This window comes from Pseudomonas protegens, assembly GCF_013407925.2.
Classification (GTDB): Bacteria; Pseudomonadota; Gammaproteobacteria; order Pseudomonadales; family Pseudomonadaceae; genus Aquipseudomonas; species Aquipseudomonas fluorescens_AP.
This window is the reverse complement of record NZ_CP060201.1, coordinates 3,683,497-3,709,926: the sequence shown is the minus strand read 5'-3', so window position 1 is coordinate 3,709,926 and position 26,430 is coordinate 3,683,497. Positions and strand designations below refer to the sequence as shown.

Genomic DNA, 26,430 nt, shown 5'->3' with positions numbered 1-26,430 from the left:
TCAGTGCTCCGTCAATTGTTGGCTGGGGAAGTTGATCAGCGAGATCACGCGCTCAGCGATCAACTTCTGCCCAGTGGTGGTGAAATGAATACCGTCATCGACCCGGGTCTTGACCTTCTTGCCGTCGCCGGTGGTGCGGTAATAGGAAAACTCGTCGTTCTGGTAGCCGAGAATCTCGTTGGCCGAGACGAAATGCTGCTGATAGCGCTCGATCTGGCTCTTGTACAGGTCGCTCAGGTAAGCCATGGCCGTCGACAGCTTGGGCTTCTCCATGTTCGGCGGGCCGACCCAGATCACTTGCACATTGTGGGCCTGGGCGGTGTCGAGGATCGAATCGATGCGCTGGCGATAGGCGTCTTCCCAGTCCGGGGTCTTGAAGCGCAGGAACGGCTTGCCCTTGGCCACCGGCATGTCCCACGGGTCGTTAGGGCCGAGGAAGATCACCATCAGGCGGATGTTCGGGTTGCTGGCCAGGGTGCTTTCAACGGTCTTGGGCCAGTTGAAAAAGCTCGGATAGGCAAGGCCAGTGCTCTGTTTGCTGAGGTTCAGGCTCTTGACGTTGTAGCGCTTGCGCAGGGTGTTGGCCATGTGCGGCGCCACGCCCTGCATCAGCGAGTCACCGACAAAGAACACCTCGTCGCCGGTGGCCAGACTGGCCATCAGCGGCGCCATGCCTGCCTGCTGGACCTTGGGCCCATGGCTGAGCGCCGGAGCCACGGCCACCGGCTGCGGGGCAACCGGGGCCGGGGCCTGCGCAGCGGCATGGGCGGGGGCGGCATGGGCGGCGCTCAGCGGCGGATGCTCCGGCACCGGCGCGGCGGCCAGCTTCGGCAAGGGTTCCGGCTCGTCGTCCACCGCCGCTTCGGCCTGGGCCACCGTCAGGTCGGCGGTGGCGGCAAAGCTGCCGACAAACGCCACCCGGGCATTCTCCAGGGCCTGGTTGAGCTGGGCGCCATAGCGCCACTGCGGGTTCTGCGACAGCCCAGGGATCTCGCAGTCATCGTGGTACTTCTGCTGGCAGTAAAGGCGGATCGACTGCTGGTTGAACCACACCAGCAACAGGCTGGTCACCACCAGCGCATAGAGCACCTTGGCGGCGCTGCCGAGGCTGACCGACAAGGGCGAACGGTTAGAAGCTGGCATAAATGAACCCCGGCACGCCCGACGGTGAGGCGAAGATGACCACGCAGATGAACAGCCCCAACGGCACCGGATAGAACAGCCACGGCAAGCTGGTGGCGGCGGCGAACAGGCGCTGCAGCAGCGCCACGATCCGTGGGTAGAAGGCGACGAACAACAGGCAGCCAAGCAGGCTCAGGGCGCTGCCAGCCAACCCGGCGAAGGACAGGCCGCCCAGGCCGCTGAGCATGTCCATGGCATCGGACAAGGTGGCGCAGCGGAAGAAGATCCAGGCAAAAGCCACGTAGTGAAAGGTCAGCAGGCGAGCCGCCAGGTCCGACCCGATCCAGCTCGGCCCCCGGGCCAGCAGCGGGCTGCAGAACTTGTACAGCGCCAGGCCCACGCCATGCAGCGCGCCCCAGATGATGAAGTTGGCGCTGGCGCCGTGCCACAAGCCGGAAATCAGCATCGCCAGCAGCATGTTCAGGTTGCCGCGCCACACCGGCCCACGGTTGCCCCCCAGGGGGATGTACACGTAGTCACGGATGAAGGTCGACAGGCTGATGTGCCAGCGTCCCCAGAACTCCTTGAGATTGCGCGCGGCATAGGGGTAGTTGAAGTTCAGCGGCAGGCGGAAGCCCAGCAACAGGGCGATGCCGGTCACCAGGTCGGTGTAGCCGCTGAAGTTGAAGTAGATCAGGAACGAATAACCGTAGACCGCCCGCAGGATCTGCTCGGCCGAGAAGGCCACCGGGCTGTCGAACACCGGATCGACCCACTCGTTGGCCAGCCAGGAGCTGAGGAAGAACAGCTTGACCACCGCCACCGCGATCAGGCCCAGGGCCCGTTGCGGCTCCAGCACCTGGCGCAGCTGCGGCGGGTTGATCTGCTCCAGCATCGGGATCGCCCGGTTCACCGGGCCGGCGATCAGGCTGGGGAAGAAGGCCAGGTACAGCGCCAGGTCAAAGGGCGAACCCGGCGTCAGCTCACGGCGGTTGATCGACACCAGGTAGCTGACCGAGTGGAAGGCATAGAACGACAGCCCCACCGGCAGCAGCACCTCCAGCAGCGGCAGCGACACCTCGACGCCAAACTGGGCGAAGGCGTTCTGCACCGTGCTGGTGAAGAAGTCCTGGTACTTGAACAGATAGAAGGCGCCCAGCACCAGCAACAGCATCAGGCCATTGACCCAGCCCCTGCCAGGGTAACGCTGGCTCAACAGGCCGAGCAGATACACCAGGGCCGTGTAGCCCAGCAGGATATAGAGGAAGTTCAGGCTGAAGCTGGCGAGGATCGCGTAGCTGGCGGCCAGCAACAGCGCATTCTGCAAACGCAGGCTGAAGCCCAGGCCCCAATACAGAACGAAGAACAGGATGAAACAGAGGCCGAATTCGATCGAGAGATAGCTCACAACGTAGTCCATTACGTGCAATCGGGGACAAACCCGGCACAAGGGAGAGCAGGCGGGGGACAGGAAACGGGCGCGATTATGGCAGAGGGGGTTTGACGGTCACAAGTTGAAACATTCTCCGCCTATTGCGGACGCCGGCTGCGCAACAAACGAAAGCCCCCCCCTTGTAGGAGCTGGCTTGCCAGCGAAGACGTCCACAAGAGCGACGCCAGACCCAAAGGCCTGTTCGCCGGCAAGCCGGCTCCTACGAAGGGCCGGCGTAGCGGGCGGGATTACTGGATGTCTTCAGGCTTGACGATCACCCAGTTCTTGTCCGCCGTCACCGGCAGGCCTTCCTTGGCCTGGGCCGCGGCATGCTTGGCCATCATGCCGTTGAGCTGGGTCATGTACTTGTCCTTGCGGTTGATCCACAGGTGGATGCCACCCTTGGCCACGTCCACCCCATGAAACAGCATGTAGCCGTCGCTGGTCGGGGTGTCGCCACCCACCAGCACCGGTTTCTTCCACTCGTCGATGTAGGTCAGGATCGCCGCGTGCTTGCCCGCCATCCAGGTGGCCGGGGTCCACAGGTACGGCGTCAGTTCCAGGCCGAGGTTGGCCTGCTCGTCGTACTTGCCGTCGGTGATCTGTTTGCGCGCGGTGGTCAGGGCGCCGGTCTTGCGGTCCTTGAGCAGGGTGGTCACGCCAATCACGTTCTGCGGCTTGACGTTGTAGCCGTACTTGGGATCGGCGGCGACCATGCGCACCAGCTCTTCGGAGGCGGCGGTCATCACGTAGACCTCGATGCCGTTCTCCATCAGCTTGTTGTACAGCTCGGCCTGGCCGGTGAAGACCTTGGGCGGGTTGACCTCGATGGTCTTGACCACGTCACCGTCGTAATAGGTGCTCGGCACCGGCTTGCCGGAGGCCATCAGCTCGTCGACGTAGCCCTTGAGTTCCTTGAGGGTGAAGCCGGAGAACACCTGCGCCACCCAGGGGTAGCAGACCATGTCGTCGATTTCACACAGGCGGTAGTAGTAGCTGAACAGGCTTTCCTTGTGCTCGGCGGTGTCCTTGAACGGGATCAGCTTGAGCGACGGGTCGAGGGTGTCGCGGGTGATCAGGCCCTTGTTTTCCATGAAGGGCAGCAGGGACTCTTCCAGGTCATAGCGGTAGCTGGTGTTGTCCATGTCGAACACCGCGAAGTTGCCCTTGTGGGCGTTGGCCGCGATCATCGCGTCCAGCTGCTTGGCCTGTTCGGCGGGCCAATGCTTCAACTCGGTGGCCAGGGCCTGGCCGGCGAGGCCCAGGCAGAGTGCGACTGCGAGCAATTTCGGTGCGAGTTTCATCGACGGTTTTCTCCCTGAGTGAAAGCCTTCGACGCTAACAAATCCCTGTGACAGTTCTCGTCTCCACGCGACCGCTTGCATCCCGAGAGCGCCAGCCACATGCGCCTGAGCGTCAGCGGCTTATTCCAAAAACGACAGTTGCCATGCGATATCGTTATTAATTCATTAGATTTCAAGCTGTTAGGCTTGCCGGTTCGCAATCGCCCCGAGCCGCGATTGGCACACGTCTTATCGGAGCCTCAATGAATCTGCCGCTGATCCTCAACCTGCTGGTGTTCCTGGCCCTGCTGCTGGGCCTGGCACAAACCCGCCACACCACCTGGAGCCTGGCCAAGAAGGTCTTGCTGGCCCTGGTCCTGGGCGTGGTGTTCGGCACCGCCCTGCACAGCCTTTACGGCGCCGGCCATCCGGTGCTCAAGGCCTCCATCGGCTGGTTCGACCTGGTGGGCAATGGCTACGTGCAATTGCTGCAAATGATCGTGATCCCCCTGGTGTTCGCCTCGATCCTCAGCGCCGTGGCCCGCCTGCACAACGCCTCGTCCCTGGGCAAGATCAGCTTCCTGACCATCGGCACCCTGCTGTTCACCACCGCTATCGCCGCGCTGGTGGGCATCGGCCTGACCAACCTGTTCGGCCTGACGGCCGAAGGACTGGTGGCCGGCACCCAGGAAATGGCCCGCCTGCAAGTGATCCAGAGCGATTACGCGGGCAAGGTCGCCGACCTCAACGTGCCGCAGCTGCTGCTGTCGTTCATCCCGCAGAACCCTTTCGCCGACCTGGCCCGGGCCAAGCCGACCTCGATCATCAGCGTGGTGATCTTCGCCGCCTTCCTCGGTGTCGCGGCCCTGCAACTGCTCAAGGATGACGCCGACAAGGGCCAGAAAGTGCTCAACGCCATCGACACCCTGCAAGCCTGGGTGATGCGCCTGGTGCGCCTGGTGATGAAGCTCACCCCCTACGGCGTGCTGGCGCTGATGACCAAGGTGGTGGCCGGCTCCAACCTGCAGGACATCATCAAGCTCGGCAGTTTCGTGGTGGTGTCCTACCTCGGCCTGGGCCTGATGTTCGTGGTCCACGGCCTGCTGGTGGCCCTGGCCGGGATCAACCCGCTGCGCTTCTTCCGCAAGGTCTGGCCGGTGCTGACCTTCGCCTTCACCAGCCGCTCCAGCGCCGCGAGCATTCCCCTGAGCATCGAGGCCCAGACCCGGCGCCTTGGCATTCCCCAGTCCATCGCCAGCTTTGCCGCCTCGTTCGGCGCCACCATCGGCCAGAACGGCTGCGCCGGCCTGTACCCGGCGATGCTGGCGGTGATGGTCGCCCCCACCGTGGGCATCAACCCGCTGGACCCACTGTGGATCGCCACCCTGGTGGCCATCGTGACCTTGAGTTCTGCCGGTGTGGCGGGCGTGGGTGGCGGCGCGACCTTCGCCGCGCTGATCGTGCTACCGGCCATGGGCTTGCCGGTGTCGCTGGTGGCGCTGCTGATTTCCGTGGAGCCGCTGATCGACATGGGCCGCACCGCGCTGAACGTCAGCGGCTCGATGACCGCCGGCGCCATCACCAGCCAGGTGATGCAGCAGACCGACAAGGCGCTGCTGGACGCCGATGAACATTCGGAGCTGGAGCACGCGTAAAAGCAGCTACAAGCCGCCAGCTACAAGCTGCAAGCAGAAGCCGACGGGCTCTTGCTTGCAGCTTGAAACTTGAAGCTTGCAGCTGCCTGCCGTCAGCTTCTTTCCCACACCTCGAAGCTGTACGCCGGTTTGTCCCCTTCCGGCGGATTCAGCACCTCCGACACCCGCTTCCACTGCTGTTCATCGAACTGCGGAAACCAGGCATCGCCTTCCGGGTTCAAGGCCACCCGCGTCAGATACAGGCGATCGGCCTGCTCCAGCCCTTGGGCATAAAGCTGCGCGCCGCCGATCAGCATCAGCTCGCTGGCGCCCTGCTCCAGGGCCCATTCCTCGGCCCGGTCCACCGCGGCCTGCAAAGACGGGTAGACCTCGGCACCTTCGAGCACCAGGCCGGTCTGACGACTGACCACGATGTTCAAGCGCCCCGGCAAGGGCCGGCCCAGGGAATCCCAGGTCTTGCGCCCCATGATGATCGGCTTGCCCAGGGTGGTGGCCTTGAAGAATTTGAAATCCCCCGGCAAATGCCAGGGCATGCTGTTGTCGACGCCGATCACGCGGTTTTGTGCGAGGGCCGCGATCAGGCTGAGAGGGAGAGATTTTTTCATGCTGGCGAGGATACCAGAGGCCCCAGGCCTGGCAACTTCACCCGACCGCCGCTGCAGCAGTTATGCTCAGCGCACTTTTGAGCGATGGAATGACGCGTGACTGCACTGACTCCCCTGCAACGCCTGTGGCTGACCGAAACCGTGCGCCTGCGCGAGGAGCACGCCGGCCCGCTGGAGGATCAGGAAGCCAATCGCCTGGCCCGCAACCAGGGCGGCGACCTGGTGACCCGGATCCAGAACCGCGCCCTGTGGCTGGCCCAGCGCGACGGCTTGCACGATGCCCTGCTGCACTGGCACCAGGGCGCGCGCCTGGCGTTGTTGCTGCTCTCGCTCATGGCGGTCCTCAGCGGCGCCGGCCTGGCCTTCAGCGCCCTGGGCAACACCCAGCAACCGGTCAATGTGTTCTGGGCCCTGGGCAGCCTGCTGGGCCTGAACCTGATCCTGCTGCTGAGCTGGCTGGCCGGCCTGCTGTTTGCCGGTGAACACGGGGCGGGCCTGGGCCGCCTGTGGCTGTGGCTCAGCGAAAAATTCTCCCGCGATGCCAAGGCCGCGCAGTTGCCGCCGGCGCTGCTGCTGTTGCTGCAACGGCGCAAGCTCAACCGTTGGGCCCTGGGCAGCCTGATCAACGGCCTGTGGTGCCTGATCCTGTCCAGCGCCGTGGTCATGCTGCTGGTGCTGCTGACCACCCACCGCTACAGCTTTGTCTGGGAAAGCACCCTGCTGGGCAGCGATGCCTTCGTGGCCATTACCAACGCCCTCAGCGCCCTGCCCCGCAGCCTGGGCTTCGGCGCGCCGAGCGTGGCGACCATCCAGGCCAGCACCCGGGACGTCTACAACACCGAACTGATCCGCCAGTCCTGGGCCATCTGGCTGGTGGTGCTGGTGGTGATCTACGGCGTGCTGCCGCGCCTGCTGCTGATGCTGTTCTGCCGTTGGCGCTGGCGGCACGGCAAGGCGCGCCTGCAACTGGACCTCAACCTGCCGGGCTACGCCCAGCTGCGTGAACGCCTGATGCCCAGCAGCGAACGCCTGGGAGTCAATGACGCGGCCCCCGAGCAGTTGCACCGGGTCGAAGGCGGCGTCAGCGCCGAGGACAGCAGCGGCGCCTTGCTGGTGGCCATCGAACTGGACGAGCAGCGCCCCTGGCCGCCGCAACTGCCGGACAGCATCAAGAATGCCGGCATCCTCGACAGCCGCGAGTCGCGCAACCGCCTGCTGGAGCAGATGAGCCGCTTCCCCCCGGCGCGCCTGGTGATCGCCTGCGACCCGCGGCGCTCGCCGGACCGCGGCAGCCTCGGGCTGATCGCCGAACTGGCGCGCAACGCCAGCGCCACCCGGGTCTGGCTGCTGCAAGCCCCGCCCGGCCAGGCCCTGGATGCCGACCGCCTGGGCGACTGGCACAGCGCCCTGCAACAACTGGAACTGCCCTTCGCCGATTGCGCGCCCCTCGACTGGCTGGAGAACGGTCATGACTGATGCTCGGCAAAAGCCGCTGAAACTGGCGGTGGTCGGCCACACCAACGTCGGCAAGACCTCGCTGCTACGCACCCTGACCCGGGACGTGGGCTTTGGCGAAGTCTCCCATCGCCCCAGCACCACCCGGCACGTGGAAGGCGCCCGCCTCTCGGTGGATGGCCAACCCCTGCTGGAGCTCTACGACACCCCCGGCCTGGAAGACGCCATCGCCCTGCTGGACTACCTGGAGCGCCTGGAACGCCCCGGCGAACGCCTGGACGGCCCGGCGCGGCTGGCACGTTTTCTCGATGGCAGCGAGGCTCGGCAACGCTTCGAACAGGAAGCCAAGGTCCTGCGCCAGCTGCTGGCTTCGGATGCCGGCCTGTATGTGATCGACGCCCGCGAGCCGGTGCTGGCCAAGTACCGCGATGAGCTTGAAGTGCTCACGGGGTGCGGCAAGCCGCTGCTGCCGGTGCTGAATTTTGTCAGCAGCGCCGACCAGCGCGAAGGCGACTGGCGCGAAGCCCTGGCGCGCCTGGGGTTGCACGCCCTGGTGCGCTTCGACAGCGTGGCGCCACCGGAGGACGGCGAACGGCGGCTGTATGAAAGCCTGGCTCTGCTGCTGGAGCACGCGCGCCCGGCCCTGCAACGGCTGGTCGACGACCAGGAGGCCCAGCGCCGGGCGCGCCAGCACAGCGCGGCACGGCTGATTGCCGAGTTGCTGGTGGATTGCGCCGCCTGCCGCCGCGGCGTGGCCAGCAATACCGAGCTGGAGCAGCAGGCGATTGGCGAACTGCGCCAGACGATCCGCCAGCGCGAGCAGCGCTGCGTCGAGGCCCTGCTCAAGCTCTACGCCTTCCGCCCCGAGGACGCGGCCGCCAGCGACCTGCCGCTGCTGGATGGGCGCTGGGGCGACGACCTGTTCAACCCGGAAACCCTCAAGCAACTGGGAGTGCGCGTCGGCGGCGGCATCGCCGCGGGCGCGGCGGCCGGCGCCGGGGTGGACCTGCTGGTGGGCGGCCTGACCCTGGGCGCCGCGGCCCTGGCCGGGGCGATTGCCGGTGGCGCCCTGCAAACCGCCCGCAGCTACGGCAGCCGCTTGCTGGGCAAGCTCAAGGGCCAGCGCGAGCTGACCGTGGACGACAGCGTGCTGCGCCTGCTGGCCCTGCGTCAGCGGCAGTTGGTGCAGGCGCTGAACCGGCGCGGGCACGCGGCGCTGGACAGCATCCGCCTGGCGATGCCGGAAGACAAAAGCTGGCGCGAGGGCAAGTTGCCGGAAGCCTTGAGGAAGGCCCGGGCGCATCCGCAGTGGTCGTCGCTCAACCCGCAGAAACGCCTGAGCCAGGCCGAGCGCCAGGAGCAGATCGAGGCGCTGGCGCAACATCTGCTGTAGCCGCTGCCGAGCCCGCGAGGCTGCGCAAAGGGCCGCAGGACCTTCAACAAGCCCAAAAGCGGCGCCTCCTGCGGAGCCGTTCGCAGCCTGCGGCAGCGGCTACAAAAACCAAGCCTGTACCCGCTAAAGCAGCGCCAGCGCCTTGTCCTTGAGCACCTGCAAATCCATTACCGGCACCCACATTTCCTTGGCCTGTTCGTCCCAGTGGCGCAGGCGCAAACTCAGCGCGCACAACGGGTCGAGTTCGAAGGCTGCCGCCTCTGCCGCGTTCATCGCCCCGCCCTGGTATTCCAGGGTGCGCCGGCTGGCTTCGCTCAGCCGCTGGTAATAACCGGGCTCCTTGAAGGTCAGGTAGCGCTTGGCCTGGACGTGGTACTCCACCAGCCGCGCTAGACGCTCGCTGAACCCCGCCCGGCGCAGATAATCCGCCCCCAGGCGCTCATGGCTGACCACGCCGAAACCGCCCATGTTCTCGGCATCCTGCTGGCAGATATGCCCGATATCGTGGAAGAACGCCGCCAGCACCACTTCATCGTCATGACCTTCCGCCAGGGCCAGTTGCGCGGCCTGGGACATGTGCTCGATCTGCGACACCGGCTCGCCAATGTAGTCACAATCGCCGAAGCGCTCGTACAGGCCGAAAACCTCGTCAATCACCTGCTGCCGACGCATCACGCCTCCCCCAGCAGCCGGGCGATATTGCCCTCGGCCATGGCCGGACCGACGCTCATGCCCACGCCGGTATGCATCAGCGCCGCATAAACCCCGGGCGCCGCCTCCAGGAAGGAGAACGGCCCGGGCCCACGCGCCCCATACACGCCCTGCCAGCGCTCCACCACCTGGACCTTGCAGCCCAGGGTCTGTTCGGCCAGTTCGATCAGCCAGTTGTCCACCTGTTCGGCGTTGAACGGCGACGGATCGCTGCCGTAGTCATGGGAATCGCCGATGATCAGCTCGCCGTAGGGGGTCGGGCTGATCAGCAGGTGAATGCCGTGCTCGTGCAGATGGGGCACCTCGCGCAGGATCTGCGCCTGCACTGCCGCCGCTTGCGGCAGGTCGGCGAAGGCGCCGTAGTGCACGCAGCTGAGCCCGGTGAGCAAGGCATGTTGCAGGTTGAGGTTGACCTGGGGCCGGGCGCGAAGCATCTGCAGGCGGCAGATCTGCGGCTGCAGGACGGCGATCTGCTCGGCCAGCAGGGTCTGATAGTCGTGGCCCGAACACAGCACGATCCGCGGCGCATGAAAGCTGCCGGCGGTGCTGTGCAGTTGCCCCGGCTGGATATCGCGCACCAGGGTCGAGAAGTGGAACTGCACGCCCAGGTCGCGACGCAGGTAGTCGATCAGCAGCGGCAGCGCCTCGCGGGAATACAGTTGCTGGTCATCCAGGCCGTGCAAGGCCGCGCGGTGATGGCGGAACTGGCCGCCGTACAGGTCATTCAGGGCCGCGCCCCGCAGCAGTTCGACACGATAGCCGTGCTCCCGCGCGCGACCGGCGCAGAAGGCTTCCAGCAGTTGTTCTTCGGCTTCGTTGCGGGCGAACAGGTAGGAGCCGTTGCGCTTGAGTGGCAGGCCGGCCAGCTGTTGCCAGTCGGCCCAGATATCGCGGCTGGCGCGGGCCAGTTCCAGCATGATGCCCGGCGGCTGGCCGGTGACCAGGGCCTGGCCGAAGTTGCGCACCGAGGCGCCCAGGGGCGTGGCGCTGCGCTCGAATACCTGTACCCGCAAACCGCGCTTGGCGGCCGCGTAGGCGTGGGACAGGCCGAGGATGCCGGCGCCGACGATCAGCAGATCGCTGTGATGGGTCATGTTCATGTCTCGTTGTTTTTGGCGAGGGGCTTGCTCCCGCAGGAGTGCGCAGTACTCCCAGGCAGGTGCACCGCCCGGTCGGGATTCAGGGCCGCTGCGCCGCCCAGCGGGAGCAAGCTCCCTCGCCACAGCAGCCCCTGGCGTTACTGCGCGGCAACCTTTTCCGACTTGCCGTCATAGCGCTTGCGCCATTCGGCGAGGATCTGGTCGCGGTTCTTCGAGGCCCAGGCAAAGTCGTTCTTGATCAGGCGCTGCTCGTAGTCGGCCGGCAGTTCGGTCTGCGGCTTGGCGATGCCCGGCTGGGCCAGCACGGCGAAGTTTTCCTTGTACAGCTCCATGGCCGCCGGACTGGCGGAGAAGTCGGCGAGCTTCTTCGCGGCCTCTTCATGCGGGGTGCCCTTGATCACTGCCGTGGCTTCGATTTCCCAGCCCAGGCCTTCCTTGGGCAGGATGATGTCCAGCGGCGCGCCCTGGCGCTTGAGCTGCACGGCCGGGTATTCGAAGGAGATGCCGATCGGGAATTCACCGGCGGCGGCCAGCTTGCACGGCTTGGAACCGGAGTGGACGTACTGGCCGATGTTCTGGTGCAGGTCATCCATGTACTGCCAGCCCTGCTTCTCGCCGAAGGTCTGCAGCCAGGCGCTGACATCCAGGAAGCCGGTGCCCGAGGACGCCGGGTTGGGCATGACGATCTTGCCCTTGTACTCGGGCTTGGTCAGGTCCTGCCAGCTCACCGGCTTGCTCAGGCCCTGCTTTTCGGCCTCCACGGTGTTGAAACAGATGGTCGCGGCCCAGACGTCCATGCCGACCCAGGCCGGTGGGTTGGCGGCGTCGCGGTAGTTCGGGCCGATCTGGCCCAGGTCCTTGGGCGCATAACTTTGCAACATGCCTTGCTGGTCGAGGATCGCCAGGCTGGACGCCGCCAGGCCCCAGACCGCATCGGCCTGCGGGCGGGCTTTTTCCGCCAGCAGCTTGGCGGTGATGATCCCGGTGGAGTCACGCACCCACTTGATCTCCACGTCCGGGTTGGCCTTTTCGAAGGCTTGCTTGTAGGACTTCAGCTGCTCGGCTTCGAGGGCGGTGTAGACCGTCAGCTCGGTTTTCGCAGCAAAGGCGTTCAGGCTGACAGCAGAGAGGACGGCAGCGACAAGAGCCAGGGGCTTGAACATGGTGCGGTTCCTTAGTGAGTGCAGATCAGGGGGTGGGTGAGCAAGAAATCAATGACCCGGCGCGGTTTGCCGCCAGGCCTGGGAGCGGCGCAACAGCCCGCGCGACGCCCAGGCCAGCAGCAGCGAGACGCCGGCGGAGGTGAACAGGATCAGGGTCGACATCGCCGCGGCGCCGCCGACGTTGCCGGCGTCGTCCATGTTCAGCACGGCGACGGCGGCGAGGATGGTGTCGGGGCTGTAGAGGAAGATCGCCGCCGACACCGTGGTCATGGCCGAGACGAACAGGTAGCGCACGATGTCCAGCAGCGCCGGCAGGCAGATCGGCACGGTGACCCGCAGGTAATGCCGGTACAGCGGCGCCTTGAGCGACAGCGCGGCGGCCTCGAACTCGGCATCCAGCTGGCGCAGGGCGGTGGTGGCGGTCATCTGCGCGGTGGTCAGGTAGTGGGCGATGGTGCACACCACCAGCAGGGTCATGCTGCCGTAGAACACGTGCAGCGGGTTGCCGTTGAGGTTGAAGAAGAACACGTAGCCCAGGCCCAGCACCAAGCCGGGCACCGCCATCGGCACGAAGCTGAGCAGGCGCAGCGCCAGGTTCAGGCCGCGCTGGCCGCGGGTTTTCTCCATCAGATAGGCGCCGGTGAAAATCAGCAGGCTGCCGATCAGCGCCGTGCACAAAGCCATGCTCAGGCTGTTGCGGTAGGCCAGCCAGCCACCGCCGGCGGTGTCGTCGAACTGGTAGTGGTTCAGCGACAGCGACAGGTTGTAGGGCCAGAACTTCACCAGGGAGGAATACACCGCCATGCCGAACACCAGCAGCAGCGCGGCGCAGATCAGCAGCACGATGCTCAGGTAGCAGGCGTCCCGCAGCCGCGATGGCGCCGGCTTGAACACCTGGGCGCGACCGCTCATGGCATCGCCGTGACGGCGGCGCAGCCAGGCATCGACGCCGAAGCTGAACAATGCCGGCAACAGCAACACCATGCCGATCAACGCGCCACGGCCGAACTGCTGCTGGCCCACCACCGCCTTGTAGGCTTCCAGGGCCAGCACCTGATAGTCGCCGCCCACCACCACCGGCACGCCGAAGTCGGTGATGGTCAGGGTGAACACCAGGCAGAACGCGGCGAACACCGCCTGCCGGGTGGCTGGCCAGGTGATGCTGCGAAAGGCCCTGGCCGGGCTGGCGCCCATGCTCGATGCGGCGTCGAACAGCCGCGCATCGGCCAGGGACAGGGCCGAGAGCAGGATCATCAGGGCATGGGGAAAGGTGTAGATGACTTCGCCGAGGACGATGCCCCAGAAGCCGTAGATGTTCTCGGCGAACAGGCCACGCAGCATCCCCTGATTGCCGAACAGATAGACCAGGGCAATCCCCGGGAGCATCGATGGCGCCATCAGCGGCAACAGCGACAGGCCACGCCACAGGCCCTTGCCGGGAATCAGCGTGCGTTGCAGGGCGTAGGCGAACAGGTAAGCCAGGGGCACCACGATGGCGGCGACGCTGAGGGAGACTTTCAGGCTGTTGCCCAGCAGCCAGTGGAAGTTGGCGCTGCTCACCAGCTCGCGGGCTGCCAGCCAACCACCGCCCTGCCCGGCCTCGGCGCTGAAACCGCGCCAGAAGATCGCCAGCAGGGGCAACAGCACCGCGACACCCAGCAGGAGCAGAAGCAGAAGCTTGCCACCGACGACAAAAATACGGTCGCCGATCTCGGCACGCGAAGCCTGGCGCGCCCGCTTGGCAGGTAGCGGCAGGGACATTGGCACGCTCATCTTAGGCAAACACCTGGAGGCTGCGCGGCGGCAAGGCGACCCAGATGTCCTGGGCGCCCAGGCGCGGCATGGCGTCCGGGGCCAGTTCCGCCAGCAGCGCATGCCCCGGCAGCTCGTTGAGCTCGAAGCTCATGCGGCAGCGGTTGCCGAGGAAGGTGATCTCGCGGACCTTGGCCGGGAACAGGTTTTCCTCATGCACCGGCGGGTTCACGCTGATCGCTTCCGGGCGGCAGAACAGCCGGCCCGAAGCGGTCTTGGCCGAGCCGTCGGCCAGGCGCACCTTCATCCCGCCAACCTGGGCATGACTGTCGCTGTTACGGCTGAAGGGCAGCCAGTTGCCCTGGCCGACGAACTCGGCGACGAAGGGCGTGGCGGGGCGATCGTAGATTTCCTGGGGCGTGGCGTACTGCTCGACCTTGCCGTTGTTCATCACGGCGATGCGGTCGGCCATCAACATGGCTTCGTCCTGGTTGTGGGTGACCATCAGGGTGGTGATCCCCAGGCGCCGCTGCAGTTGGCGCAGCTCGGTGCACAGGTGCTCGCGGACCCGGGCATCCAGGGCCGACATCGGCTCGTCCAACAGCAGCAGCGACGGCGCCGGCGCCAGGGCGCGGGCCAGGGCCACGCGCTGCTGCTGGCCGCCGGACAGCTGGCCGGGGTATTTCTTCTCGCTGCCGCTCAGGCCCACCAATTCCAGCATCTGCGCCACGCGCTGCCGCGCTTCCTCGCGCCCGCTGCCGGCCAGGCCGTAGGCGATGTTGGCTTCCACCGTGAGGTTGGGAAACAGCGCATAGGACTGGAACAGGATCCCGTAGTCCCGGGCTTGCGGCGCCAGCAGCGACACATCCCGATCCCCCAGGTACAACTCGCCCTGGTCCTGGCGCTCAAGGCCGGCGATGCAGCGCAGCAAGGTGGTCTTGCCACAACCGGACGGCCCCAGCAGGCACACCAGCTCGCCGGCGGCGACGTCCAGGGAGACGTTATCCAGCGCCGTGAAAGCGCCGAAGCGCTTGCGCACGCCGCGCACTTTCATCGGTGCGCCAGGGTTGCTCAGGGCAGTTGCGATTGCAGGGTTCATGGACAGGCCTCATCAAGCAGATGAGGCCAATCCTAGAGTTGTAATGAGTCGGTCATATGGCAGTAAGGCAAAAACGACCGATAGTGGTATTCGGGGATTTTGGTTCAACCTGCCAGTGATGTGCTGGCTGATCGGACGCCTTCGCGAGCAAGCTCGCTCCCACAGGGGGGAATGCATTTCAATGTAGGAGCGAGCTTGCTCGCGAAGCCCTCGGCATGGCCGATGCAGATCCTTCAGGCGGGAGCCATTTCCTGCGCCAACCCGAGAAAAGCCGCTGGCAAGCGCGCGTTCTTGCGCTCCTTGAGGCAGTACAGGTACTCGACGATCTGCGGCGCGTTTTCAATGCTCAGCACTCGCAACTGCGGGTCGTGGGGCACTTCCTGGCGGGCGATGATGCTGATGCCGATGTTGCGCAGTACCGCCTCACGGATCGATTCGCGGCTGCCGATTTCCAGCAGCGGGCCAAAGCTGACGTTGGCGTCCTTGAGCAAGGTTTCGGTAAGGCTGCGGGTGGTGGAGCCCGGCTCGCGCATCAGCAGGGTATGCCCGGCCAGGGCGTTGAGGGGCACGTGCTCCAGCGCCGCCAGGGGGTGGTTGCGGTGCACCGCCAGCACCAGCGGGTCGCTGCCCAGCACCCGGCGGACCAAGCGTGAATCGTCCAGCAATTGCGAGGAAGCGGCGACATCCACCCGATAGTCCTCCAGCGCCTCCAGGACTTGCTGGGAATTGCCGATTTCCACCGACACCTCCACCTGGGGCAGGCGCTCGCGGAAGGTCTTCACCAGATCGAGGATGTAGTACGGCGCCGTGGCGGCGATGCGCAAGGTGCCCTGTACCTGACCGCTGTTACGCAGGAAGAACTCGATATCGGCTTCTTTCTGCAACAGGTCCTTGACCATCGGCAGCAGCCGCGCGCCCTCGTCGCTGAGGCTCAGGCGCCGACCGCCGCGGTAGAACAACTCCACCGAATACTGGCTTTCCAGGTTGCGGATCTGCGTGGTCACCGTCGGTTGACTGAGGCCGAGCTTCTTCGCCGCCAGGGTGATGCTGCCCAGGCGGGCGACCATGTAAAAGGCCTTCAGCTCCGCGCTCAGCATGGCGGCTTGTCGCAGCTGCAAGCTTGCAGCGGCAAGCCGCAAGCTGAAGCCGGTGCGCGTGAGTTCATCACTCTGGTTCTCTCCTCAGTAGCTTGTTGCTTGCCGCTTGCCGCTTGCCGCTACCGTGTCCTATTTGCGCAGCAGGCGCAGGCCGTTGAACACCACCAACAGGCTCACGCCCATGTCGGCGAACACCGCCATCCACATGGTGGCGAGCCCGGCAAAGGTTACCCCAAGAAAGATCGCCTTGATGACCAGGGCCAGGGCGATATTTTGCTTGAGCACCACCGAGGTCTGGCGCGACAGGCGGATAAACGCCGGGATCTTGCGCAGATCATCGTCCATCAGGGCGACATCCGCGGTTTCGATGGCGGTGTCGGTGCCGGCCGCGGCCATGGCGAAACCGATCTCGGCCCGGGCCAGGGCCGGGGCGTCGTTGATGCCGTCGCCGACCATGCCGACCCGGTGGCCCTGAGCGTACAGGTCTTCGATGGCTTGCAGCTTGTCGCTGGGCAGCAGGTCGCCCCGGGCCTGGTCGATGCCTACCTGAGCGGCGATGGCCTGGGCAGTGTGCGGGTTGTCGCCGGTGAGCATCAGGGTCTTGATCCCCAGCTCATGCAATTGCCGGATGGCTTCGCGGCTGGATTCCTTGACCGTATCGGCCACGGCGAACAGCGCCAGCGGGCCGTTGCTGTCCAGCAACAGGACCACGGTCTTGCCCTGCTGCTCCAGGGCAAAGAGTTTTTCTTCCAGGGCCGGGGAGCACAGGCCCAGCTCTTCCGCCAGGCGGTGGTTGCCCAGGTGATAGAGCTGGCCGTTGATTTCCCCGCGCACTCCGCGCCCGGCCAGGGCTGCGAAGTTATCCACAGGGTGCATGGCCAGCTGTTTATCCACAGCCGCGCGGGCAATGGCCAGGGACACCGGGTGGTCGGAACGCCCCGCCAGGCTCGCGGCCAGGGCCGGAGCCGTGTCCTGCGCCAGTGGGTCCAGGGCCAGGAAGTCGGTCTGCACCGGCTTGCCGTGGGTGATGGTGCCGGTCTTGTCCAAGGCCAGGTAATCGAGCTTGTAGCCACCTTCCAGGTAGACCCCGCCCTTGACCAGGATGCCTTTGCGCGCCGCCGCTGCCAGGCCGCTGACAATGCTCACCGGGGTGGAGATCACCAGGGCGCACGGGCAGGCCACCACCAGCAGCACCAGGGCGCGGTAGATCCAGTCGAACCAGGCGCCGGCCATGAACAGCGGCGGGATCAGCGCCATCGCCAGGGCGAAGGCGAATACCGCCGGGGTGTAGATTTTCGAGAAGGTATCGACGAAGCGCTGGGTCGGCGCCCGTGCGCCCTGGGCCTGCTCCACGGCGTGGATGATCCGCGCCAGGGTCGAGTTGTTGGCGGCGGCGCTCACCCGGTATTCCAGGGAGCCGGCCTGGTTGATGGTGCCGGCGAACACCTTGTCGCCCACGGTCTTTTCCACCGGCAGGCTTTCACCGGTGATCGGCGCCTGATCGATGGTGGAGCTGCCGGACACCACCTCGCCGTCCAGACCGACGCGCTCGCCGGGACGAACCCGCACCAAGGCGCCCAGCTCGACGCTTTTCGCTTCCACTTCGCGCCAAGTGCCATCGGCCTGCTGCACCGTGACCTTTTCCGGGGTCATCTGCATCAGGCCGCTGATGGCGTTGCGCGCCCGGTCCAGGGAGCGGGCCTCGATCAGCTCGGCCACGGTGAACAGGAACATCACCATCGCCGCTTCCGGCCACTGGCCGATCAGCACCGCGCCGGTCACGGCGATGCTCATCAGGGCATTGATGTTGAGGTTGCGGTTCTTCAGGGCAATCCAGCCCTTCTTGTAGGTGCCCAGGCCGCCGCTGAGGATCGACACCAGGGCCACCAGCGCGATCACCCAATCGGGCGCGGCACTGGTGAAGTGAATGACTTCGGCGGCCAGCGCGCCGATACCCGACAGCGCCAGGGGCCACCAGGCTTTCTTCACCGGCGCGGCGGCAGGCGCGACTTCGGCGCCCTCCTGCTGCAGCGGCTCGGCGTGCATGCCCAGGGATTTGACCGCGTCGATGATCGGCGCGGTGCTCGGCAGGTCGTGGGTCACCCCCAGCACGCGGTTCATCAGGTTGAATTCCAGGGCCTGGACCCCCGCCAGCTTGCCCAGCTTGTTCTGGATCAGGGTCTGTTCGGTGGGGCAGTCCATGGCCTCGATGCGAAAGCTGCTCAGGCGCGCGCCGGCGCTCGGGGTTTCGCTCAAGGTGACCCTGGACGGCGCCGGACCGGCGGCACCGCAGCAGGAAGCGCCATGGGCGGCGTGGTCGTGAGCCTTGACCGGCTGCAGCTTGCCCGCCGGTGGGTGGGCATGGCCGTGATCGTGATCGTGATCGTGATCGTGATCAGCATGGGCGTGCTGGGCGTCGGGCTTGCGCGGGTTGTGAATGGAGTCGCTCATCGGGGTCGCGTCCGTATAAAGGTGCTTGTTGCCAAGTGAACACCCTGTAGCCACTATAGGGTCAAGCACCCATTCGGAGACGACGGCAATGAAGATTGGCGAACTGGCGAAACTCACCGACTGTCAGGTCGAGACCATCCGCTACTACGAGCGCGAAGGACTGCTGCCGGAACCGGCCCGCAGCGAAGGCAACTACCGCCTCTACACCCAGGCCCACACCGAGCGCCTGACCTTTATCCGCAATTGCCGCAGCCTGGACATGACCCTTGAGGAAATCCGCAGCCTGCTCAACCTGCGGGACAGCCCGGAAGGCCAGTGCGCCAGCGTCAACGCCCTGATCGACGAGCATATCCATCACGTCAAGGCGCGCATCGACGGGCTCCTGGTGCTCCAGGAGCAACTGCTGGACCTGCGTCAGCGCTGCAGCGAAGGGCCGGACCAGGATCACTGCGGCATCCTCCAGCGCCTGGAAGTCAGCGGTTCGGTGGCCCCCAACGAAGCCGAACCCTCGCACGTCGGCCGCAGCCACGGGCACTGAGCCCCGGGCGCGGCCTCAGGCGCCGCGCCGCGCGCTGCCGATCAGCCGCAGATAAGTCCCCTCGAGCAGCGCCAGCAGCCGCTGGTCAAACTGCCGCCAGGCCAGGCCCTGGCGCACCAGCCAGGCGCTGAGCAGCCCCACCAGGCAGCCACCGAGAATATCGAAGGGGAAATGCACCCCGAGGTAGACCCGGGCCCAGCCCACCAGCAGCGCCAGGCCCAGCATCACCAGCCCGGCCTTGCGCAGGCGCGCGAGGATCAGCGCGAACGCCATGGCGAACATGCCGCTGGCGTGATCGCTGGGGAAGGACGCGCCGGGCGCATGGGCGAGGAAGTTCTGCCCCAGGTCGATCATGAAGGGCCGCGGATGGAACCACAGCTCACGGATCAGCCAATTGCTGGCCAGGGCCAGCACGATGCCGAGGGTCGCCAGCAGCACGATCATGCACTGGCGGCGCTCACCGAAAACCCAGAGCACCGCCAGCAGTAACGGCACGCTGAGCACCAGCCATTGCGCGAAGAAAACCGCCAGTGTACGCATCGGCATTGACGCACCGGCACTGGCGTTGATGGCCAGGAACAGGCTGTGATTGAGTTCTTCCATTCGCGGCTCACGTTGAAGTTCACAAGGGCGACGCCCGGTGTCTGGCAGGGCCACTCCTCAGAGCGTAGCTGGCCGCCAGGCACAGTCATGCCCGGAACAGCTCCGGGCACAGGTCGATAAAGGCTACAGGGTCAATCGACAAGGGCCGCGCGGCATCAGCCACGCGGCCCCTGGCACAGCAGGTGGGGGCTTAAACGGCCATCGGCGCGGTCATTGGCGCGTGGTGCTCGTAGCCTTCCAGGGAAAAGTCGCTCGGTTCGATCAGTTGCAGCCACTCCGGCTGGTAGACGCCGGTCTTGGCGAACTCCGGCACACGCTCGGAAATCACCAGTTTGGGCATCGGGAACGGCTCGCGCTTGAGCTGTTCGTTGAGCATGTCCAGGTGGTTTTCGTAGACGTGGGCATCACCGATGAAATAGGTGAACCAGCGCGGTGTGTAGCCGGTCAGGCGGCCGATCAGGCTCAGCAGCGCGGCGCCCTCGGTGAGGTTGAACGGCGTGCCCAGGAATTTCGTGCTACCCATTTTATGCACACTACGATGAGAATCGTAGGCAATACCCAGATCATCTCGAAGTGCATGATTATAATTGCACATTACGCTATAGATAACAAGCACTTGCGCTCATTGATTGCACATTCTTGTGCAGGCCCTACCCACGGTGAATGTCTAGGAAAACGTGTCGCTCTGCCCACGTCCCTGCTGCCGGTATCTGAAGACCTCAGCTCGACCAACCTCCCAGCTGGGAACGTCTCCTCGTCGATGGTCAAGTCACGCCGAGCCGCCTGTAACGTATACACTCGGCGCAGGCGATCTGCCATTACGACAACCTGATTTTGCAACGGACACTCCATGGACTACAGACGCATCAGAGGCATGGATTCAGGACAGCGGCTTGCCTTTGAAGAACTCGTTTGCCAGCTTGCACGACGAGAGGCACCAGCCGCTGACGCGGAATTTAGGCGAATAGAAGGTGCCGGCGGGGATGGCGGTATCGAAGCTTATTGGTTGCTCAGTGATGGGAGCGAAATCGGTTACCAGGCAAAATACTATCTAAAAGCAGGTGACATTGATTGGGCCAATATTGACGACTCCGTCAAACGCGCCCTTCAGTCACATCCATCGCTAACCAAATACGTTGTGGCGTTAGCCTGCGACCTGACTGATAGGAGCGGTAAGCAAGGGGGCGGCAGAAGAGGTTGGGAACATTGGGAAGCCCATAAGGAAAAATGGACATCCTATGTTCCATCGGGTCAGACAGTGGAGTTTGTTCCTTGGACTGCCTCAGACCTGACTCACCGACTCTCCGTATCAAATGCCGAAGGCCTGAGAAGATACTGGTTTGGGGACATCGAATTCTCACCAACTTGGTTGTCAGAAAAAGTCGACTGGGCTGTAAAGTCTCTCGATGAAAGGTTTCATCCTGAAGATCATGTCGAAGTTGGGATTGAAAAGCTATTCAAGGTGATTTTGCACGATCAGGACATCATTTCAGAGCTCCAAGCTAAGATCGACAAAGTCCGCGCTCTAGCAAAAATAAGCAACACCGAAAATGAATTGGGCAGTTCCACTACCGCTCTCATGGAAAGCGTTGTATCCCAGGTGAAAAAGCTTGATGCGCTTAAAGTAAAAATCACACCTGACGCTTGGCTTACTTGGCCACTGGCGGAATGCCTTGCATGCATCGAACAAATCTCGGACAGCGTCCATGATCTCCAACGTACGGCATGGACAACCAAGGAAGAGAGACGCAATGCTAAAAAGCCCCGTAGTGAGTCTCTAGAATCCCTAGAACATCAGTTGAGCGAGCTTAGCGACGCGTCATACGCACTGAGGTCATCACTTCAAGACAGATATTTGTCTGTAGAGCATAGCCACAGTTTTTTTCTTAACGGAAAAGCCGGCACCGGCAAATCTCACTTACTTGGTAACATTGCTCAGCAAGCCATCTCGGATGGCAGGGTCGTTGTCCTTATACTCGGCCAACATTTGACTAACGAAAGTATCTGGAGCCAAGTCACTGACCGTTTAGGCCTTGGGGATATAGATCCTGACGCTTTCCTTCAAGCATTGAGTGCTGCTGCAGACGTTACGGGCAAGCGCGGCTTGATTCTGATTGATGCTCTAAATGAGGGATCTGGCATAACCCTGTGGCGTAAGGAGCTTGCAGCGTTCATCGCCAGGATCGAGAAGCATAAAAACCTATTGGCTGTGTTCAGTTGCAGAAGTGAATATACACCTTACGTCATACCTTCCAGCCTTGACGAAAAAGTCCCATCTTTTCTAATTCGCGGATTCGTGACCCCTGAAGAACAGGCCCGCGCTGCTCGCATATACCTAGGTAAACGAGGAATCTCACAACCTAATGTTCCCTGGCTAGCTGCGGAATTCGTCAATCCGCTATTTTTGAGAAGTGCCTGTATTGCGCTGAACAAAGAAAATAAAAAATGGTTTCCGAGAGGATTAACTGGTACTAAGCAGGTCTTCTCCTTTTATCTGAGAAGTATTGCTCGACACTTAGGTGCCGGTAGAGACGGCAGCGATGATCTCGTCAAACCAACCAATCAAGCCCTTTTATCGATTGCTAGGGAGATGGCCGCACAGCGGCAAGACTTCGTTCCTTACTCCCACGCCATACGCATCGTTGCTGATAAGTTTCACGCCTTTCCACCTCCGTCAGGAACAACCTGGTTTGAGGTACTTCAGCGAAGTGGCTTGTTCAGGATTGATCCAGATCCAAAAAGCAAAGGTATCGACCCATTCGAATCGTCGGAAGACATTGTCCGCTTTAGCTTCCAGAGGCTACAGGATTATTTGATGGCTTCGGGGCTTCTAGACGAAGTCAAAGACCCCGCAGAAGCTTTAATAAACGGCTCACTCCAGTTCATTCACAGTGGAAAGCGGCTTCATCCCAAGTGGGCCGGTTTGGCGGAAGCACTTTCCGTACAGTTACCTGAGCGTTTCCAAAAGGAGCTTCTCGATGTCATGCCTGGCGGCGCAAATCGATGGGCAAACGACGATTCTAGCGCCAATGCGTTTATAGAAAGTTTGCGGTGGCGAGCTAATGAATCGTTTAGCAACCGTACACTTGAACTCTTTGAGCACTTTCTATCTGAAAACGAAGAACATTTAGATATCATTCTTCAAGTGAGTGCAAGTGTAGGTCACCCGTGGAATGCGAAATTCCTGCACAACCGACTTGCTGCTCAGAGCATGCCCAAACGGGACTCTACATGGACTGCTCAGCTGAATTTCCTGCCCATGGATGAGGAGAATACCGGTCGACGATTGATCGAATGGAGTGCCTTCGAGCAAAGCAATCAAACCGACCCAGAAGTCCAGTACCTCTGCGCAATAACATTGACCTGGTTTTTTACTTGCTCCCACCGTGAGCTGCGAGACCGAGCAACAAAGGCGCTTACGTCGCTCATGATCTGGAATCCCAGCCTGTATGGAATGCTTTGCAGGGACTTCAGTAAGGTAGACGATCTCTACGTCCTCGAGCGCCTACATACAGCCGCCTTTGGAGCATGCTGCATAGATCCAGAGCAGCATCGACTGCGCACCTATTCGGAGATCGCGTACAACGAGGTCTTCGACAGAGAGAACGTTCCGCTCTCGATTTTACTCAGGGACAGCGCGCTCGGCATTATCGAGCACGCACTACTAAATGATCACCTGCCCAAACAGGTCGATATAGTGAAAGCAATGCCGCCTTATCAGTCCAAAAACATCAGGCTGTCAGTGTCCGAAGACGCCCTCGAAAAAGTGGCGAAGCGGGCTGGAGACTCGCAGATCCAAGATTCCTGCGCAGGATGGGGTGGCGATTTTGCCAGTTATGAGATCCAGCCGAGGGTCAGCTCATTCTTGAATGTAGCACTGGATTTGCCTGAACCTCTGAGCGCCACACAGGTATATGAGCGGTTCGAGGATGAGGTCATTAATCATTCCGACCTACGGATCGACATCCTCAAATTGATGAACGATTTCAGGCCTAATGCCTTCAGGGATCTCAGGCTCAAGCTTTCTGAGCAAGATGTTAGTGAGCGCTCAACCTACTTCACGAGAGCTGAAAACCTGCTGCTGGATGTTTTGAGCCCTGAAGAGCGGGCAAGATATAGAAAGGAGTATAAAAAACGCTTCAAACCCTCGGCGGCTGGGGTTGAAAGGCTACCTCACGTCGACATACAGGCGGCACAGCGTTGGGTGGCCAAACGAGCATATGGGCTGGGTTGGACAAAAAAGCTGTTTCCAGATGATCGTTCGGGTCGGTCTGACTACAGTCGCAATCGACCATTGATCGAGCGAATCGGGAAAAAATACCAGTGGCTTGCCCTCGATGAGCTTCTCTGTAGCCTTGCCGACAACAAGTGGTTATCTGAGACGAGTGAACAGGGGGCACGTCGTTATGCCAGCCCTCTAGACATCGGCACTCATCGCGACATAGATCCAACCATCCTGCTCACTGACGAGCACAGCCGGCCTGATGTACGCCATCCGGTGATCGATGAGTTTCGGATATCCATACGGGAGACTGTCGAAAACGACGTGGGGAAATGGCCATTCGAGGAGGAACCCTCCGACGGCATAGAAAACCTGGTAACCCGTACTGATTCAAACCGTGCAGCTTGGGTAGTCCTACACGAACACCGCTCTGTGACGGTGAAGTATCCAGAGAAGGAAGGCGGGGATCACGGCTCCAGGCAACAACAGTGGCGCTTCCTGCTGCCGGTGTTGGTGAGGCAGGAGGACGAACAACAGCTCCTCGATTACATCCAAAAAAAGCAAAAGTTGGACGTGGACTCATGGACTTCCCGTGATTTCACCAACGATGGCTATCTCAGAGAGGCTCCATGGCGCTCGACATGGGCTCAAGAGCAATGGTCAACCTACGAATTTCACGACTTAGGTGAAGTAGAGATTGCCTATCCGTGCTTCCGGCACTATTGGGAATCACACTTGGATGTCTCAATGCCCGAAGGCGCTCAAGCTTTGATACCGGCACCCTGGCTTGCGCAGAGGCTTAACTTAAAGCCCCATCGTGAAGATCCAAACATCTATGTGGATCAAGCAGGGGAAACGCGCTTCGTTTGCGGTAGAAGCCCAGGTGATGGCTCGCACGCGCTTATCGACCAGCAGCTTTTCCAGACATTCCTGGAGGAAGATGGGCTCGCTTGCGTATGGATCTTTGTGATGGAGCGAAGCGCATGGCCGGGCGGTGATAATGAACATGCATCCCGGCGACGTTCAGAAGGTGTAGTGTGGCAAAAGCACGGCAAACCGCAGATGGTTCATTGGAGCGATGATTGGGCTAGGGGCAGCTCAGAGCGTTATGTTCCGGTAAAATCGTAGCCGACCGCTCAGTAGGGGTAGGCTGAAACTAGGCCCTCCCCCCACTAAATCCGGCCTACCTCAAGGCTGCCAGCAACCTTGCTAGCCCTTAAAATAAGCGGCCAATTCCTAGCGTGGTCAGTCGGCCTCTTCCATTTGCGAGAGAATTTGCTTTTTGAAGTGGCTTCGCCGTGTGGTGTCGTGCATGTATGTGTCGATGAGTCTCTCTGCGATCCGGGGAGTATTGCTCAGCACATGCTTCACTATCTCCCGCATTTCACCCAATGGCTTGCCCTGTTGGGCGAGGTACTTCTCAAGCACCTTGCGCAAATTCGCTTTAGATAATTGAGGCTGCTCAGCTACCAGCGCTTCAGGTCTAAGCCGCATGAAGGCCACCTGCCCGACGATTTTTTCTGCATGGTCGTATTCGTTGAAACTTGAAATCTCCAGAGAGCGGGAGTTTAGAACTTGGCCTCCATCGTTAATCAGCGATTCGTAGATGATCTGTGTTTCATCCTCGACTACCGAAGTGAGCACCTCGCCCTTGTAACCAAAGTAGAACCCGAAGGGTAGTTTCCCATCCTCATTTGCTGCCGTCGCGATGAACGAAAATGAGTGGCAGAATCCTGCAACCACCGTTAACTCGCCACGGGCTGCGTCCATAATCGCCCGCAGATCCTGACCATACTGTTGCCAGCAAATGAAGCCGCCACTGGGCATGGCCAAGCCTTTCTCGGCATCTCCATGGCCATCGATGAAAACCAGCGGAAGCAGCCCCACCTTGCAAGAGTCCCGGATCTTTTTCATGGCGGCAGACCAATTATCTCGATGCCTGCATTGCACGTGATACACGCGCGATGTGTCATGGATAATGTTTTGCGCCGACAGAGCCATCAATGAGTCGCAGATCCCTTCATGGCGAGTACGAGCAGATTGCTTATCATCCTCTCTGAGGCAATCGATGAGAAAAATGGTGTTGGCGTCGGAGGCAATCTTCTGGTCGTAGTTAAGCGTTATCTCTTCCATCACAGAGGCCCTCATAGGCAGGTAGGCGCTTAGCATGGCCCACCTGCATCCTGGCAGCACTTCCTTACAAATGCGATAGCAAGAAGCCACCAACCCCGTGACACTGCGTCAAAGCTGAGGCAGGATTATCGCGCTCAAGCACCATCGTGCTCGCCCTAAGAGGCGGGGCCTTGGAACGCACGGAGCGCTCAATTCCCAACAGCTGTACGCGTAAATGGAGTTCACATGGCTGTAACACTGAAACGCTCGAACCTTCAGACTGATGTCTATACCTACACTTGGACTCGAGATGAAGGCGATTCACCTTACGCAGGAATTCAAGATCGCCGCCAGGTGGACAAGGATGAGGGCTATGAAGTCCTGTACTTCCTAGAGCAACTCCTGAACAAGCACGACAAAACGAAGGTTAACGAGCTGCACGCCGCAGAAGACGCCCTTCATCACAAAGACTTGAGCAAGGTCACTGATCGGGTTGACCTCACCGGAGGGGTGGAGAAAATTTTGGGCTGGTAAACAAAGCTGACGCGTACGCGGGGCATGCCGCGTGTCTTCATGACTGCAGCTCGATGGCGATGACGCCGTTGCAGTTTTGGGCTTGCCCCCGCTGGGGTACGGC

Annotated in this window: 19 protein-coding genes and 1 pseudogene; 6 read left to right on the top strand and 14 right to left on the bottom strand. The window is 62.3% G+C overall.

The annotated features are described in order from the left end of the window. The 3 genes from GGI48_RS17180 to GGI48_RS17170 form a co-directional block, all read right to left on the bottom strand. Window positions 1–1,143: an SGNH family hydrolase gene (locus GGI48_RS17180; RefSeq protein WP_179599313.1), complete on the bottom strand. Its 1,143-nt coding sequence runs from the start codon at window positions 1,141–1,143 to the stop codon at window positions 1–3. Further along, window positions 1,130–2,530 carry an MBOAT family O-acyltransferase gene (locus tag GGI48_RS17175; RefSeq protein ID WP_047306541.1) on the bottom strand — a complete coding sequence of 467 codons (1,401 nt, stop codon included), beginning with the start codon at window positions 2,528–2,530 and terminating at the stop codon, window positions 1,130–1,132. Before GGI48_RS17175 ends, GGI48_RS17180 begins: the two co-directional genes overlap by 14 nt. 272 nt (window positions 2,531–2,802) lie before the next feature. After that, window positions 2,803–3,858 (bottom strand): hypothetical protein, encoded by a 1,056-nt coding sequence (locus GGI48_RS17170; protein WP_047306514.1) that lies wholly within the window; start codon window positions 3,856–3,858, stop codon window positions 2,803–2,805. Between the two features lie 242 nt (window positions 3,859–4,100). Here GGI48_RS17170 and GGI48_RS17165 point away from each other — a divergent pair, with 242 nt between their 5' ends. Then, window positions 4,101–5,492, top strand: a complete 1,392-nt coding sequence (locus tag GGI48_RS17165; RefSeq protein ID WP_047306515.1) for an L-cystine transporter — start codon at window positions 4,101–4,103, stop codon at window positions 5,490–5,492. Window positions 5,493–5,584: 92 nt separating this feature from the next. On the opposite strand, the gene GGI48_RS17160 is transcribed toward GGI48_RS17165, so the two are convergent. Further along, complete coding sequence (locus GGI48_RS17160) at window positions 5,585–6,097, bottom strand: dihydrofolate reductase (protein ID WP_179599311.1); 513 nt, start codon at window positions 6,095–6,097, stop codon at window positions 5,585–5,587. 96 nt (window positions 6,098–6,193) lie between these two features. Here GGI48_RS17160 and GGI48_RS17155 point away from each other — a divergent pair, with 96 nt between their 5' ends. After that, window positions 6,194–7,573: a DUF2868 domain-containing protein gene (locus GGI48_RS17155; RefSeq protein ID WP_179599309.1), complete on the top strand. Its 1,380-nt coding sequence runs from the start codon at window positions 6,194–6,196 to the stop codon at window positions 7,571–7,573. Then, window positions 7,566–8,945 carry a GTPase/DUF3482 domain-containing protein gene (locus GGI48_RS17150; RefSeq protein ID WP_179599307.1) on the top strand — a complete coding sequence of 460 codons (1,380 nt, stop codon included), beginning with the start codon at window positions 7,566–7,568 and terminating at the stop codon, window positions 8,943–8,945. The genes GGI48_RS17155 and GGI48_RS17150 overlap by 8 nt, the downstream gene beginning before the upstream one ends. 123 nt (window positions 8,946–9,068) lie before the next feature. On the opposite strand, the gene GGI48_RS17145 is transcribed toward GGI48_RS17150, so the two are convergent. The 7 genes from GGI48_RS17145 to GGI48_RS17115 all read right to left on the bottom strand — a co-directional run bounded on the left by GGI48_RS17145 (window position 9,069) and on the right by GGI48_RS17115 (window position 18,318). After that, entirely contained in the window at window positions 9,069–9,620 is a 552-nt protein-coding gene (locus GGI48_RS17145; protein ID WP_409284674.1) for a phosphonate degradation HD-domain oxygenase, read from the bottom strand. After that, window positions 9,617–10,750, bottom strand: coding sequence for a TIGR03364 family FAD-dependent oxidoreductase (locus GGI48_RS17140; RefSeq protein WP_179599303.1), 1,134 nt, complete (start codon window positions 10,748–10,750; stop codon window positions 9,617–9,619). The genes GGI48_RS17145 and GGI48_RS17140 overlap by 4 nt, the downstream gene beginning before the upstream one ends. Window positions 10,751–10,893: 143 nt before the next feature. Continuing rightward, window positions 10,894–11,919: a putative 2-aminoethylphosphonate ABC transporter substrate-binding protein gene (locus GGI48_RS17135; RefSeq protein WP_016964359.1), complete on the bottom strand. Its 1,026-nt coding sequence runs from the start codon at window positions 11,917–11,919 to the stop codon at window positions 10,894–10,896. Between the two features lie 48 nt (window positions 11,920–11,967). Next, window positions 11,968–13,692 carry a putative 2-aminoethylphosphonate ABC transporter permease subunit gene (locus tag GGI48_RS17130; protein ID WP_179599301.1) on the bottom strand — a complete coding sequence of 575 codons (1,725 nt, stop codon included), beginning with the start codon at window positions 13,690–13,692 and terminating at the stop codon, window positions 11,968–11,970. Window position 13,693: 1 nt separating this feature from the next. Beyond that, entirely contained in the window at window positions 13,694–14,770 is a 1,077-nt protein-coding gene (locus GGI48_RS17125) for a putative 2-aminoethylphosphonate ABC transporter ATP-binding protein (protein WP_016967292.1), read from the bottom strand. Window positions 14,771–15,003: 233 nt separating this feature from the next. After that, the gene (locus GGI48_RS17120) at window positions 15,004–15,867 is read right to left on the bottom strand and encodes a LysR family transcriptional regulator (RefSeq protein WP_047306542.1); all 864 of its coding nucleotides are present in this window, start codon (window positions 15,865–15,867) and stop codon (window positions 15,004–15,006) included. A gap of 129 nt (window positions 15,868–15,996) precedes the next feature. Then, on the bottom strand, window positions 15,997–18,318 hold the full coding sequence (locus GGI48_RS17115; protein ID WP_179599299.1) for a heavy metal translocating P-type ATPase: 2,322 nt from the start codon (window positions 18,316–18,318) through the stop codon (window positions 15,997–15,999). Between the two features lie 88 nt (window positions 18,319–18,406). Here GGI48_RS17115 and cadR point away from each other — a divergent pair, with 88 nt between their 5' ends. Then, window positions 18,407–18,856 carry a Cd(II)/Pb(II)-responsive transcriptional regulator gene (gene cadR, locus GGI48_RS17110; protein WP_016967545.1) on the top strand — a complete coding sequence of 150 codons (450 nt, stop codon included), beginning with the start codon at window positions 18,407–18,409 and terminating at the stop codon, window positions 18,854–18,856. A gap of 15 nt (window positions 18,857–18,871) precedes the next feature. Here the strand turns inward: cadR and GGI48_RS17105 are convergent, their stop codons facing one another. Together GGI48_RS17105 and GGI48_RS17100 are read right to left on the bottom strand one after the other, a co-directional pair. Continuing rightward, window positions 18,872–19,459 carry an undecaprenyl-diphosphatase gene (locus GGI48_RS17105; RefSeq protein WP_179599297.1) on the bottom strand — a complete coding sequence of 196 codons (588 nt, stop codon included), beginning with the start codon at window positions 19,457–19,459 and terminating at the stop codon, window positions 18,872–18,874. Between the two features lie 190 nt (window positions 19,460–19,649). Further along, a pseudogene (locus GGI48_RS17100) lies at window positions 19,650–19,964 on the bottom strand (thymidylate synthase); the annotation flags it as partial. A 345-nt stretch (window positions 19,965–20,309) separates the two neighbouring features. Between GGI48_RS17100 and GGI48_RS17095 the strand changes: the two are divergent. After that, window positions 20,310–24,809, top strand: a complete 4,500-nt coding sequence (locus tag GGI48_RS17095; RefSeq protein ID WP_179599295.1) for an ATP-binding protein — start codon at window positions 20,310–20,312, stop codon at window positions 24,807–24,809. A 117-nt stretch (window positions 24,810–24,926) separates the two neighbouring features. Here GGI48_RS17095 and GGI48_RS17090 read toward each other — a convergent pair whose 3' ends face one another. After that, window positions 24,927–25,850, bottom strand: coding sequence for a hypothetical protein (locus tag GGI48_RS17090; RefSeq protein WP_179599293.1), 924 nt, complete (start codon window positions 25,848–25,850; stop codon window positions 24,927–24,929). A gap of 189 nt (window positions 25,851–26,039) precedes the next feature. On the opposite strand from GGI48_RS17090, the gene GGI48_RS17085 reads away from it, so the two are divergent. Further along, window positions 26,040–26,327: a hypothetical protein gene (locus GGI48_RS17085; protein ID WP_179599291.1), complete on the top strand. Its 288-nt coding sequence runs from the start codon at window positions 26,040–26,042 to the stop codon at window positions 26,325–26,327. The last annotated feature ends 103 nt before the right edge of the window (window positions 26,328–26,430 follow it).